Genomic DNA, 12,973 nt, shown 5'->3' with positions numbered 1-12,973 from the left:
TTTATTGGCGGCTACGGAAAGTGGTCCACAGGCGAGTGCGCGAGCGCATGTCCTTGAGGCTCATGCTGCGGTCGGCGTACAGCCGTTCGCGGGTGTCGGCCAGGGGGTAGATGTCCGGGTCGGTCCGCACGGCTTCGTCCACCAGCGGCGTCGCTGCCGCGTTGGCCGTGGCAAAGAACAGGGTGTTGGTCAGCGCCGCGACGGACTCGGGGCGCAGCATGAACTCGATGAACACCCGGGCCGCTTCGGGGTGCGGCGCGTCCTTGGGAATCGCCAGGTTGTCCTGCCAGACCAGCGTGCCTTCCTTCGGAATCCGGTAGGCCACTTCGAAGGGTTTGTTGGCCTTGCGCGCCTGGTCGGCGGCCATGCTGGCGTCGCCGTTGTAGGTCAAGGCGAGGCACACGCTGCCGTTGGCCAGATCACTGATCTGCCGTCCGGTGGCGACGTACAGCACATTGGGCTGCAGTTGATGCAACAACGCCTCGGCGGCGGTCAGATCTGCCTTGTCGGTGCTGTAGGGATCTTTACCGAGATAGTGCAACGCCAGGCCAATCACTTCCTGTGGCGAATCGAGAATCGCGATGCCGCAGTCCTTCAGCTTGCTGGCGTATTGCGGCTTGAACAGCAGGTCCAGGCTGTTGAGCGGCACATCCGGCAAGCGTTTTTGCACCGCCTCGACGTTCATCCCCAGCCCCAGCGTGCCCCAGGTATACGGCACGCCATAACGATTGCCGGGGTCGACGGCCGCCAGTTTTTCCAGAAGGTCCGGGTCAAGGTTGGCGTAGCCCTTGAGCCCTTCGTGAGGAATTTCCTTCAGCGCACCAGCCGCCAGACCACGGGCCAGCACGCTGGAGGACGGCACCACCACGTCATAGCCACTGCCGCCGGTGAGCAGTTTGGTTTCCAGCACTTCCGAGGAGTCGAACGTGTCGTAACGCACGTGAATGCCGGTTTCCTTTTCGAAACGCTGCAAAGTTTCAGGCGCCACGTAATCGGCCCAACTGTAGAGGTTGAGGGTTTTTTCCTCCGCCTGGGCCGACGTGGCCATGGCGATAAACAGCGCGGGTAAACACAGTTTGAATACGGGAGCCATGACGAACACCTGACCAGAGGAAGTGGTTGCAGCGTGCGCCCTCGGATACATTGGCGAAATATCAAGTTTGTTAACCTGACTTTATTGCGGAGTAATGTTTGATGCTCGGTCAACTCCACGACCTCGACCTGCAACTGCTGCGCTTGTTTGTCCGCGTGGTCGAGTGCGGCGGGTTCAGCGCGGCGCAAGGTGAGCTGGGTTTGAGCCAGTCGAGCATCAGCCAGCAAATGGCCAGACTCGAAACCCGGCTCGGCTATCGTTTGTGCAGTCGCGGCAAGGGTGGATTCCGCGTCACGCCCAAGGGCGAACAGCTGCTGAGCGCGACGCGTGGACTGTTTGAATCCATCGAAGCGTTCCGCCATCAATCCAATGGGGTGGCGGGTCGGTTGATCGGCGAAGTGCGCCTGGGCTTGTCCGAAGCCCTCGATCAATCGGTGCTGCAAAAAGTGGCCGATGCGATCCGGCGGTTTCGCGAGCGGGACGAATCGGTGCGCATCGAGTTGATGAGCGCCATGCCCGGCGAAATGGAACGCCTGCTGCTGCAACAACGACTGGATTTGGCGATCGGTTATTTCTCCCAGGTGCAAAGCGCGTTTGACTACCGCGAACTGTTCAGCGAAACCCAGCACCTGTACTGCGCCCCCGGGCATCCGTTGTACACCGACGATGCGCCGGACGATCTGGCATTGCAGGCGTGCGACCGGGTCGATCATCCCTATCGCTTTCTGCGCAGTGACGAGCCGTTTCAAGGCAAATTATGTTCAGCTCGGTCCGAGCAGGTCGAAGGCACCCTCGCCTTCATCCTGTCCGGCAAGCATGTGGGCTATTTGCCCGATCATTTCGCCCGTAGCTGGGAAGAAAAAGGCTTGCTGCGTGCTGTGCGCCGGGATGACCTGAGTTTTGATGTGGCATTTCACCTGGCGCGCCATCGTGCGCAGGTGCCGGGGGATGCGCAGAAAGCCTTTGAAGAAGACCTGCTCGCGGCGTTTGAATGAGCACGCACCGACCTGTGGCGAGAGAGCTTGCTGCCTCGCCACAGGTTCCGTGTGTATCGTTTGCCCTCCGTGCCCGCTGCTGGCATCCTGCGCCTCCATTTTTTGACCCGTCCCCTGGCGCTTTCCTCGTGACCTCATCCGAACACGCAAAACCCCAGCCCCGCTCCGATCTGATCTACGGCCTCAACGATCGTCCTCACCTCACCGCCACAGTCTTCGCCGCCCTGCAACATGTACTGGCGAGTTTTGTCGGCATCATCACGCCCACCCTGATCATGGGCGGGGCACTCGGTCTGGAAAGCGAAGTGCCGTACCTGGTGAGCATGGCGCTGTTCGTGTCCGGGCTCGGGACCTTTGTGCAAGCGCGCACGTTCGGTCCGATCGGTTCCGGCCTGCTGTGCCTGCAGGGCACCAGTTTTTCGTTTATCAGCGTTATTTTAAGTGCCGGGTTCATGGTCAAGGCCCGAGGCGGCGGCACGGATGAGATCCTCTCGACGATCTTCGGCATCTGCTTTTTCGCAGCCTTTATCGAAGTGGTGCTCAGCCAGTTCATCGGCAAGCTGCGCAAGCTGATAACCCCNGTGGTGACCGGCACCATCATTACCCTGATGGGCCTTTCGCTGATCAAGGTCGCGATGACCGACATCGCCGGCGGCTTCGGCGCAGCGGACCTGGGCGCGGCCAGTCATCTGACGTTGGCGGCGTTGGTACTCGGCACGATCGTGGTGCTGAACCGGGTCGATGTGCCCTTTCTGCGCCTGGGGGCGATTGTCATTGGCCTGACGCTGGGTTACGTCGTGGCCTGGCTGATGGGCGACGTCAATTTCGCCAGCCTGCCCGACGTGCCGCTGATGAGCGTGCCGGTGCCGTTCAAGTACGGCTTCAATTTCGATTGGGTGGCGTTTGTGCCGGTGGCGGTGATTTTCCTGGTGTCGCCGCTGGAAGCCGCCGGTGACCTGACCGCCAACTCGATGATTTCCCAGCANCCGGTCAAGGGGCCGATCTACATCCGCCGGATCAAGTCCGGCCTGCTGGCCGACGGCCTCAATTCAGCGATGGCCGCGACGTTCAACAGCCTGCCGATGGTGACCTTCGCCCAAAACAATGGCGTGATTCAGCTGACCGGCGTGGCCAGTCGCTACGTGGCGTACTTTATCGCCGGCCTGCTGGTGCTGCTGGGGCTGTTCCCGATGATCGGAGCCGTGCTGCAACTGATGCCCAAACCGGTGCTCGGCGGCGCTGAGCTGGTGATGTTCGGCACCGTGGCGGTGGCCGGCATCAAGATCCTCGCCGAAGCCGGCCTGCATCGGCGCAACATGCTGATTGTGGCGATTTCCCTGGGCATGGGCCTGGGTGTCGCGGCCGTGCCGGAAGTCTTGCGCGACTTGCCCAAGGCGCTGCACAACATCTTCGAGTCGCCCATCACCGTGGGNGCGTTGTGCGCTATCGTGCTGAACATCTTCCTGCCCGAGGAGTTCATCGAGCTGGAAGAGGATGATTTCGACCCGGAAGCTTCGATCTTGCAGGTCATGGAAAACCCCGATGTCCCGGCCAAGGGTGAACCCGCACGACCTGCGGCGGTCGCACAGTTGAATCGCTAGAAAGGCTCGAGGGCTGAGCCGGTGGCGGTTCAGCCCTATTCTTTATGAGAGCGTCTACATGCGCAGCGTCCACGCCGTCATCCTTTCCCTGCTGTTGCTCTCCCTGAGCGCCTGCGCCCTCTTCCCCAACCGCGACCCGGTCAACATTACGGTGGTCGGCATCGAGCCGCTGCAAAGCCAGGACCTGGAAGTACGCTTCGCCGTGAAGCTGCGGGTGCANAACCCCAACGAAACGCCGATCGACTACGACGGCGTGGCGCTGGACCTGGAAGTGAATGGCCAGCCGCTGGCGTCTGGCGTCAGCGATCAGTCGGGCTCGATTGCACGCTTTTCCGAAACCGTACTGACCGTGCCGGTGAGCGTCTCGGCGTTCTCGGTGTTACGCCAGACGTTGGGGCTGAGCCAGACACAAACGCTGAATAATCTTCCCTACGTATTACGCGGCAAACTGGCGGGCGGCTTGTTCGGCACGATGCGATTTGTGGACACCGGAAAACTGAGCTTGCCGGGGGCGACCGCCGGAACGCGGTAATACCGAAGGACCAGCAACGCTGAAGATCCCATTGTGGGAGCGAGCTCGCTCGCGATAGCGATGTGTCCAGCGACATCAATGTGGGATGTGCCGGCCTCATCGCNNCCANNGGGGTGATGCTGTTCAACCAGTGACGGTTATGCGGTGCAACGGACGCCGGGCCGGGCGCGCGTAGTGACCGATCAGGTCGTAGTCCTAACGCGCGCGACTTGATCTTCTAGCGCCAATCCAGATAACGAAACAGTTCCTCCTCCTGATCAAAGTGCAGTCGCACGAGGGTATCCAGACGAATCAACTGATGCTGGATCTCATCAGCAGATGCCGTTGCGGGGTCGGAACTGAAGTCGTTACTCATGCGCGCCAGTAAATGGATAAGGCGAAAAATCTCCCGGTGAGCGTGGCTCATAGCCGACATCGGGTCCTCGCCCGGCATGCTTCGCGTCAGCAGCGGGTACAGTATGTTTTCATCTTCGTGTTCATGCTGCGCCAGTGATGTTTGCAGCTTGTCGACCAGTTGCACCAGGTCGGTCTGTGCTTGCGCCAGTGGGCGCCGGGCGAAGTCATTGGCCAGTTGGTGCAGATCGCTCAGTACGGTGGAGAGTTGCTGGTGTTCATCTTGCAGGCGATCGATATGTTCTGCGGCAAGCTTTCGTTTCCTCAGCACCCACAACGGCCCCAGTGCCCGCAAGGCGTTAAGGATAATCACCACGTCGATACCCTCCTGCACCACGGCGCCAATCAGCGGCGGCAGGTAACCGAGGGCCGCCACCGCCATGGCCAGCAACGACATCCCCATGCCGACCAGCACACCCTGGCGGGCGATGTAGCGGGTGCGTCGGGCAATGTCCAACGCCTCGACCAGACGATCCAGGCGATCCACCAGCAGCACAACACCTGCGGCTTGTGCAGAAGCAGTGGCACCGCTGGCCCCCATGGCTACGCCGACGGTGGCCGCCGCCAGGGCCGGGGCATCGTTGATGCCATCACCGACCATCAGTGTGCTGGTGCGCAGGCAACCTTCCTGTACAGCACGCACTTTATCCTCAGGGGTCAACCCGGCACGCAGCTCGTCAATCCCGGCAGATAGCGCAATCATCTCGGCGGTTTCCAGGCGATCCCCGGTGAGCATGACTATCTTTTCGATGCCCCGATTACGCAGTCGATGCAGAGTCTGTGGCGTTTCGCGCCGAACCTTGTCCGAGAAAACCAGCAGGCCCGCGAGTTGCCCATCCACATCGATGAAGCTTCCACTGCACGCCAGGTAATCCATGTGGCGCAGCATGGCGGCGACCCAGTCAGTTTCAGGGGCGTCTTTGTGAGCGAAAGACAACGAGCCGAAACGCACCTGCACGCCATCGACTTGCCCACAAAGTCCAGAGCCGGGGCTTTCTTCTACTTCCTGTGGGACGCTCAGAGGCAATTGACGCTGATGCGCCGCCTCAACGATGGCCTGGGAGACAGGGTGCGTCGAGGCCTGCGCCAGCGAAGCGGCCAGGCCAAGCAGGCGCTGCGGATCGACCAGTCCGTTGACCTCTATCGACTGCAGACGGGCATGGCCGCTGGTCAGCGTGCCGGTCTTGTCGAGGAACACCTGCTTGACTCCGGCCAACGCTTCCAGGGTCACGCCGTCCTTGATCAGTATCCCGCGCCGCGCTGCCCTGGAAATCCCCGACATGATGGCAATCGGTACGGCCAGAATCAAAGGGCAAGGTGTGGCCACCACCAGTACCGCCAGCGCTCGCAAAGGATCACCACTCAATTGCCAGGCCAATCCGGCAATCAGCAACGTCAGCGGGATGAAGAACAATGCATAGCGGTCGGCCAGGCGCACGAAAGGTGCGCGTGAACGACGTGCCTCCTCGGCCAGCCGCACTATGCCGGCATAGGTACTCTGCGCGGCCGTTCGCGTGGCGATTATCAGGATGGGGGCACCGACATTGGAAACGCCGCTGGGCAGTTGCTCTCCTTCTCGACGGGTGACGGGCAACGACTCACCGCTGAGCGCCGATTCGTCCAGAATGGCCGCAGGACTTAGCAACCGACCGTCGACCGGTATCACCTCCCCCAGCCGCACCAGCAATGTCTGATTCAGCTGGACCTGCTCAACGGGGATCTCGCGCAAGCCGCCCTCCTCCTGCAGCCAGGCAAAACGTGGCGCCCGGTCGATGAGCGCACGAAGCTCACGGTCGGCGCGTTGCTTGGTGAAAAACTCCAGGGTCCGTCCGGTCGCCAGCATTAAGGCAATCACCGCTGCCACCAGTGTCTGATCAAAGACAAGGGCGGCAGTGATCGACAGCAGCGCGATCAGGTCGACACCGGCCTCGCGCCGGGCCAGGCGCCTGACGATTTCAAGGAGCAGTACCGCAGCCATCACCAGACTTCCGGCGGCCCAGCACCTCGATGCCCAATCAGGTGCTTGCGCAACATACGCAATGCCGCCGGCCAGCAGCGTCAGTGCGGTGAGCAGCAACAGAACAGGGTCCAGCCACTTATTGAGCATCGAAGTGAGTTCCTCAAAAGCGATTTGCAGGCCTCGCTGTAAAAACAGCTGTCGCTCATCGAGGTATAGCTTAGGACTCGAATGTCTTTCGTGTCCCCGGCGCGCCGCAATTTCGGCGCTGGACACAATAGAAGTCACGGTTGTGCCCGGACGAACCAGGTGTAAACCTATTTCAGGACTAGACAGTGCAAAAGGCTGAAGCAAGGGGCGCGTTAACGCTGCGATCACATGTTCTCTTCGACACACGAATCTGATTGTCTGACCGCCAGAATGCTGCCCTGCAACGAATACAGCGCGCGCTCCATAGTGCTGCCGATGAATCGATTAGTACCCACCCGATGCAAGGTGCCCATCACCACGACGTCAGCCTGGTAATCATCGACAAATGCACTGATCACCGGCATCGGCAGCCCCATGAAAAAATGCCGGCGCTCTGGAGCAATGCCATAGCGCTCAGCCAGGGTGTTGAAGGCCTGATGAAGGGACGCTCGCAACTCATCCATGAAGGCCACATTCCAGCAGCCGGTGATCAGCGGCGTATCGCCATTGAATGCAGGCGATAAGTCATAGGCGTAAAGCAGGTGCAGCGATGCGTCGCATTGCACGGCCAGCGTATGAGCTGCCTGAATAATGGCATCGTTCACATCACGGATTTGTGTGACCGTATCAAACAGGTCCACAGCGGCGACGATCTGATGAGGCAACTCATGATGGACCTGGTTGACCAGGTGCAACGCAACGGGACACCCGCGCAGCAAATGGTAATCCAGAGGTGTGACGAACACCCGTCCAAGTACCGGGTCCACCGTGACATCCTTGATGACCAGGTCGGGCTTGAGCTCTTCTACACACTTCACGATGTCGAGCAGTGGATCGCAGGTGAAGACAACTTGCACGTTCACGTCCAATCCCTGTGCATTGAGCCCCTGAAGTGTCTGGTCCCTCCAGTGGAGATAATGGCGCTGATATCGCTGGTCCCCCTCCTCGTCTCTGTTCTCTTCCCACACATGCGCCATGGCCGCCGGTTCGATAAAGGCTCGTACATCCAGCATGGCTCCACTGGCCCTGGCCAGGGCGATGGCACGCAGCAAGGCTGGGGCCTCTTTGAGGTTTGGGTTGGCGATCAGCAGCAAGCGTTGATAGTGGGCCATGACACACCTCGTCTATACACCGGCCCATAGCGTGGCCATGTTCAAAGACTGCGCTCGTTGCGCCCTATGCCTGTTTGATTTACATCAAATCCAGGCAATTAAGTGCACTGTCACAAGAGATCTGATCCAGATCATATTCAGGCGCAGTCAGCGGAGTAGAAAGAAGTGAATCGCGAGATTTGCCACTGCGCGCCAACCTATGAAGACGGCTGGAGGATCGCATCATGCTCACTGTCAAAGACCATAATGATCGGGCCTCTGAAGCCTATTCCAAAGTCACTGGGAAATACTGGATCGAAGCGCTCAAGGATGGTCGTCACGTGTTGATCCGGCAACTGACGGAAAAAGACCGCGAGCGAGAGTACCGCTTCATCAAACATCTGTGCCCGGAGTCCCGGCACATGCGCTTTCTCATGCAGAGCAGCGAACCCGGCAACAAGCAGTGCCTGGCTTACATCGCACTGGTCCACGAAAATGGCCAATTGATCGAGATCGGCGTCAGCCGTTATGCCGCCACGGGCGAATACAAGTGTGAAGGTACGGTGACAGTCGCCGATCAATGGAAGCGTCTGGGTTTGGGTACGTTATTGCTGGAACATTTGATCACGGCCGCGCGCAAGAACGGTTTTCACCAGATGTATGCGCTCGACGCCTCCAGCAATGCCCCGATGCGCGACCTGGCCAGATCACTGGGCTTCGAGACGCGCGACGATCCCTACGATACCCGTCAGGTGATTCACTGCCTGTACCTGTAAAACAACGGGTCTGTTGAAGCACCTTGATCCGGCGACTCATATAAGCGGCCTATTGACCCGCCAGGCGAGGAATCTGGCCACCTCCCTGACCCGTCCGCACCGTGGGTCGGCGACCGCCTTCCAAGCCTGCATTCGGAATATTGTCCATCGCGTCAGGTCATATTCGGCAGCCAACGAATACTGGATCCCGACACCTTCTCTCAAGCCTTTGCACCCTTTATTGACGAAACTCAATTGTTCATCTGGAGCAAGGCGTAGGAATAATCAAACAGGTGATGAATCGACACAAAAGTTTGCGTTTAAACACAATGTGTCGAGGATCTGCGGATCGATCTCCGGCGGTTGTGCGCAAGCGCAATACCGCTGGCGGGAACCCATCCTTACGGGGACGACGGTCATGAACACACCCTCCCAAGACATGCTGGATAACCTGTATGGCTCACCTCGGCACATTGACCAGGCTGCCATCGCACCGCTTCTGCGCCAATACGCTGAGCCTCTGCCGGCGCTGGACTCATCCGCCTTTGGTGAAATGTTCGATCGCTATGCGGATGCGCGCGTGGTGATGATTGGTGAGGCCAGTCATGGCACCAGTGATTTTTATCGAACCCGGGCAGCGATCACCCAAAGGCTGATCGAGCAACACGGGTTCAACATTGTGGCCGTTGAAGCCGACTGGCCGGACGCCGGCCATGTCGACCAGTATGTCCGGGGGTTGGCACACTCGGCGTGGAAACGTCACATCTTCAGCCGATTCCCGACCTGGATGTGGCGCAACACCGACGTGAGAGCATTCGCCCACTGGCTGCATCTCTACAACCACACCCTCGCCACGGAACGTCGCGTCGAGTTCCGCGGGCTGGACGTCTACAGCTTGCGCAACTCCATCCATGAGGTGCTGAGTTATCTGGACCGGGTCGACCCACAGCTGGCCCACGAAGCCCGGCGGCGCTATGGCTGTCTGACCCCTTGGCAGGATGATCCCGCGTTGTATGGTCACTTCGTCGAACGTGCCGGCTTGATGCCTTGTGAGCAACCGGTGATTGAACAGCTCGACGCCATGCTGGCCGAACAACTGGCCGGGCTCATCCAGAACGACGAGGCCTTCTTCAATGCGGCGCAAAACGCTCGGGTGGTGCAGGCGGCGGAACAGTATTACCGTGCGATTTATCGAGGGTCGACCGCCTCATGGAACCTGCGTGACCGGCACATGTTCGACACACTTCGGGCACTGCTTGAGCACCGGGGTCCACAAGCCAAAGCCGTGGTCTGGGCGCACAATTCTCATATCGGCAACGCGGCTGCGACGGAAATGGGCTGGAAGGGTCAGTTCAACATCGGTCAGCTGTGCCGAAGTGCTTATGGGCGCGATGCCGTACTGATCGGCATGAGCACCGACCGTGGCCAGGTGGCCGCAGCCGATGACTGGGACGGCGACATGCTCATCAAGGACATCCGGCCCTCTCGCCCGGACAGTTGGGAGCACCAGTTCCTCAAGGCGGGTGTGCCGGCGTCATTGACCGACTGGCGAGACCCAACGCGCAAAGAGCTGCGCCGTGTGCTGTCCAAACCGTTGCTGGAACGGGCCATCGGGGTGATTTACCGCCCTGAAACCGAGCGTGGCAGTCACTACTTCGAAGCGACGCTGGCCGAACAGTTCGACGCCATGATCTGGATTGAACAGACCCAACCCGTGACAGCACTGGCGCTACCGAAAAGCCAGAGACTCGAACCGGAAGACGAAACCTATCCGTTTGGCGTGTGAGGCCGATCAGGCGTTGTCAGGCGGGGTCGTGCAAATACTTCTCGAACCAGTCGCCAGCGAGTCTGGCGACTTCTTCAAGGGCTCCAGGTTCTTCGAAAAGATGAGTCGCGCCCGCCACAATTTCCAGCTGCTGCTCACACCGCAAGGCCTGACTGCTTTGATCATTCAGTTCGAGCACCACTGGGTCCTGGGCACCTACGATTTGCAAAGTGGGTGCCCTCACCTGCGACAATGCAGCCCCCGCCAGGTCGGTGCGCCCTCCGCGGCTGACCACCGCATGCACCACCTCCGGGCGCACGGCCGCCGCCAACAACGCTGCCGCAGCACCCGTGCTTGCGCCGAACAGACCGATTCGCAGCGAGTGCAACTCCACGTCCCGACCGACCCAGTCGATGACGTCCACCAGTCGCCTGGCGAGCAAGGCAATATCGAAACGCAGCTCCCCGGTGAGGTTGTCCAGGCGTTGCTCTGGCTCCGTGAGCAGGTCGAACAGCAGCGACGCCAGCCCCCGCTTGGCCAAGGACTCTGCGACAAACTGATTGCGTGGGCTCAGACGGCCACTGCCGCTACCGTGCACGAAGATCACCAGACCATCAGTCTCCTGTTTCTTGAAATGCAGAAGTACTGGAAGCGCAAATAACCGTGCCAGTTTTCGAGTTCAGGCTCATGCACCGGGGCGGTCCCGGGTATCGGCTTCGGAAGCGGTTTCGCGCTGCCAGGCCCGTTGCAACAGATCGATGACCTCTTGATCCGACGTCTGAGAAAAATCCAGGTACCAATAGCCAATCGACATGAGCCATTCGGGGATGATCGGGCAGATCAGCTCATCCACTTCGCGGCGCAACGCCTCGACGGTTTCGAGCGGTGCGACGGGCACCGCGACCACAATCCGCGACGGCGCCTGTGCACGCGCCGCATGGATTGCCGCCTGCATCGAAGCGCCGGTCGCCAGGCCGTCGTCGATCAGGATCACCACCCGATCCTTGAGTTGCACCGGCGCGCGCGTTCCCCGGTAAACCTGCTCGCGACGCAACAACTCGCGGGTTTCCCGGGCGACCACGACATCGAATGCCGCCTTGTCGATGGGGTGAGCCCGTAGCGCGTGTTCATTGAGAATCTGAATACCGCCGCTGGCAATGGCGCCCATGGCGTACTCTGGGTGTGACGGCACGCCCAGCTTGCGGACCAGCATCAGGTCCAGGCGCACCCCAAGGGCGGTCGCCACCTCATAGGCCACCGGAACCCCGCCACGGGGCAACGCGAGAATGATCACATCGGGGCGGTGAGCGTATTGCAGCAACGGTTCCACCAGGCGTCGACCGGCGGCGGGCCGGTCCTGCAAAGTGGTGGGCAACGAGAGATTCTGACTCATCGGAAAACCTCCTCAGGCGATCAGGCCTGTCGGCTCGCCTCTCAACTGCGCACCGTCGATTGTCGTGCTGACGACGGTGCGCATCAACCTGGTCTCGATACCGTCTAGACCGCCACAGCACGTTCTCCAGGCCGTGGTACTGGACTCGGCCCATCACGATCACATCCACCTGCTGCTCGTTGGCAAAATCGCTCAACGCCGCGACCGGATGTCCGAGAACAAAATGCCGACGGTCAGAGGGGACGCCGTACCGACCGGCCAATTTGCTGAACGATTGTTCCTCGGTGGTGCGCAACTCTTTGGTGATGTCTGGAAGCGCCAGCCCCCCCATGTCTGCCAGATAGACCCCTGAAAGATCGCAGGCATACAGCAGGTGCAGTTCGGCATCGCACTGCAACGCCAGGTTGGTGGCTTGCTGAATGATCCGCTCGTTCAGCTCGCTGTCCGCAGGCGCCGCATCCGACGCGTCAACCGCCGCCACGACCTTGCGCGGCAAGGCATGACCACCGCCGCCCACCAGATAGACCGGTATCGGGCAGTGGCGCAACAAATGCCAATCCAGCGGGGTGAAGAATGCGCGTTTGAGCGCTGATTCGTGCTGCACTTCTTTGATCAGCAGGTCGGGCTGCATTTCCGTGACGTGATCAAGAATGTCTTGCTTCATGTCGTCGGCCCACATCACCTCTGTCGTCACTTTGAGCCCCAGCGCATTGAGATTGGTTGCCTGGTTTTTCAGCCAGTCGCGATGGTCCTGAAGGTAGCTTTCCCGGGCTTTTTCCTGCACGCCTTCGTCAAGCAGTGACAGTCTCTCCAACGGCTTTACAAGCGCAGCAATATGCAAGCCCGCGCCGCTGGCCTTGGCCAGAGCGGCCGCATGGTTTATCGCTGGGGAATGGCGCAGGGCCGGATTGATGATGAGTAACAAGCGTTGATATTGGCTCATGATCTGACTCCATACAGGGGGACTCGACGTCCATCGCTGCCCCATTGCTGAGACTAGTCGTAACGCCTGCGCCGGATCAGGCACCCGCGTTGATTCAGCGTCCTCTGTTGATGTCGCCCTGGCGTTGATTTATATCAAATCCCCGCGTAACGCCGTTCATTGGACCAATGCGGGTCATGGATCGGGCTTTCATTTCACCGTACTTGATCAATATCAACAGGGCCGGGCCGAGCAGGATTACGTTGGCAAAATGGGACGGCATTTTT

At 60.0% G+C, this 12,973-nt stretch carries 10 protein-coding genes and 1 pseudogene; 5 read left to right on the top strand and 6 right to left on the bottom strand.

All coding sequences use genetic code 11. The features are described from left to right. Window position 1: 1 nt before the first annotated feature. Window positions 2-1,093 carry a polyamine ABC transporter substrate-binding protein gene (locus B7L09_RS00850; RefSeq protein ID WP_094467346.1) on the bottom strand — a complete coding sequence of 364 codons (1,092 nt, stop codon included), beginning with the start codon at window positions 1,091-1,093 and terminating at the stop codon, window positions 2-4. Between the two features lie 101 nt (window positions 1,094-1,194). Between B7L09_RS00850 and B7L09_RS00845 the strand changes: the two genes are divergently transcribed. The 3 genes from B7L09_RS00845 (at window position 1,195) to B7L09_RS00835 (ending at window position 4,221) form a co-directional block, all read left to right on the top strand. Then, the gene (locus B7L09_RS00845; RefSeq protein WP_094467345.1) at window positions 1,195-2,088 is read left to right on the top strand and encodes a LysR family transcriptional regulator; all 894 of its coding nucleotides are present in this window, start codon (window positions 1,195-1,197) and stop codon (window positions 2,086-2,088) included. Between the two features lie 128 nt (window positions 2,089-2,216). After that, window positions 2,217-3,689 (top strand): nucleobase:cation symporter-2 family protein, encoded by a 1,473-nt coding sequence (locus B7L09_RS00840; protein WP_094467344.1) that lies wholly within the window; start codon window positions 2,217-2,219, stop codon window positions 3,687-3,689. Between the two features lie 58 nt (window positions 3,690-3,747). Then, window positions 3,748-4,221 (top strand): LEA/WHy family protein, encoded by a 474-nt coding sequence (locus B7L09_RS00835; RefSeq protein ID WP_094467343.1) that lies wholly within the window; start codon window positions 3,748-3,750, stop codon window positions 4,219-4,221. Window positions 4,222-4,438: 217 nt separating this feature from the next. Here B7L09_RS00835 and B7L09_RS00830 read toward each other — a convergent pair whose 3' ends face one another. Together B7L09_RS00830 and B7L09_RS00825 are read right to left on the bottom strand one after the other, a co-directional pair. Next, a complete protein-coding gene (locus B7L09_RS00830; protein WP_010460597.1) occupies window positions 4,439-6,721 on the bottom strand; it encodes a heavy metal translocating P-type ATPase in 2,283 nt (760 codons plus the stop codon). A 224-nt stretch (window positions 6,722-6,945) separates the two neighbouring features. Then, window positions 6,946-7,872 (bottom strand): universal stress protein, encoded by a 927-nt coding sequence (locus B7L09_RS00825; RefSeq protein WP_010460599.1) that lies wholly within the window; start codon window positions 7,870-7,872, stop codon window positions 6,946-6,948. A gap of 224 nt (window positions 7,873-8,096) precedes the next feature. Here B7L09_RS00825 and B7L09_RS00820 point away from each other — a divergent pair, with 224 nt between their 5' ends. Further along, the gene (locus B7L09_RS00820; protein ID WP_010460601.1) at window positions 8,097-8,627 is read left to right on the top strand and encodes a GNAT family N-acetyltransferase; all 531 of its coding nucleotides are present in this window, start codon (window positions 8,097-8,099) and stop codon (window positions 8,625-8,627) included. 397 nt (window positions 8,628-9,024) lie between these two features. Further along, window positions 9,025-10,392: an erythromycin esterase family protein gene (locus B7L09_RS00815; protein ID WP_042932034.1), complete on the top strand. Its 1,368-nt coding sequence runs from the start codon at window positions 9,025-9,027 to the stop codon at window positions 10,390-10,392. Between the two features lie 16 nt (window positions 10,393-10,408). Here B7L09_RS00815 and B7L09_RS00810 read toward each other — a convergent pair whose 3' ends face one another. The 3 genes and pseudogenes from B7L09_RS00810 to B7L09_RS00800 all read right to left on the bottom strand — a co-directional run. Further along, entirely contained in the window at window positions 10,409-11,041 is a 633-nt protein-coding gene (locus tag B7L09_RS00810) for a dienelactone hydrolase family protein (protein ID WP_094467342.1), read from the bottom strand. A 15-nt stretch (window positions 11,042-11,056) separates the two neighbouring features. After that, a complete protein-coding gene (locus B7L09_RS00805; RefSeq protein WP_094467341.1) occupies window positions 11,057-11,764 on the bottom strand; it encodes a phosphoribosyltransferase in 708 nt (235 codons plus the stop codon). A gap of 115 nt (window positions 11,765-11,879) precedes the next feature. Continuing rightward, window positions 11,880-12,707, bottom strand: a pseudogene (locus tag B7L09_RS00800) (universal stress protein); the annotation flags it as partial. Window positions 12,708-12,973 lie beyond the last annotated feature (266 nt).

Source organism: Pseudomonas mandelii, assembly GCF_002251635.1.
Taxonomy (GTDB): Bacteria; Pseudomonadota; Gammaproteobacteria; order Pseudomonadales; family Pseudomonadaceae; genus Aquipseudomonas; species Aquipseudomonas mandelii_B.
This window is presented reverse-complemented; position numbering and strand designations above follow the sequence as displayed.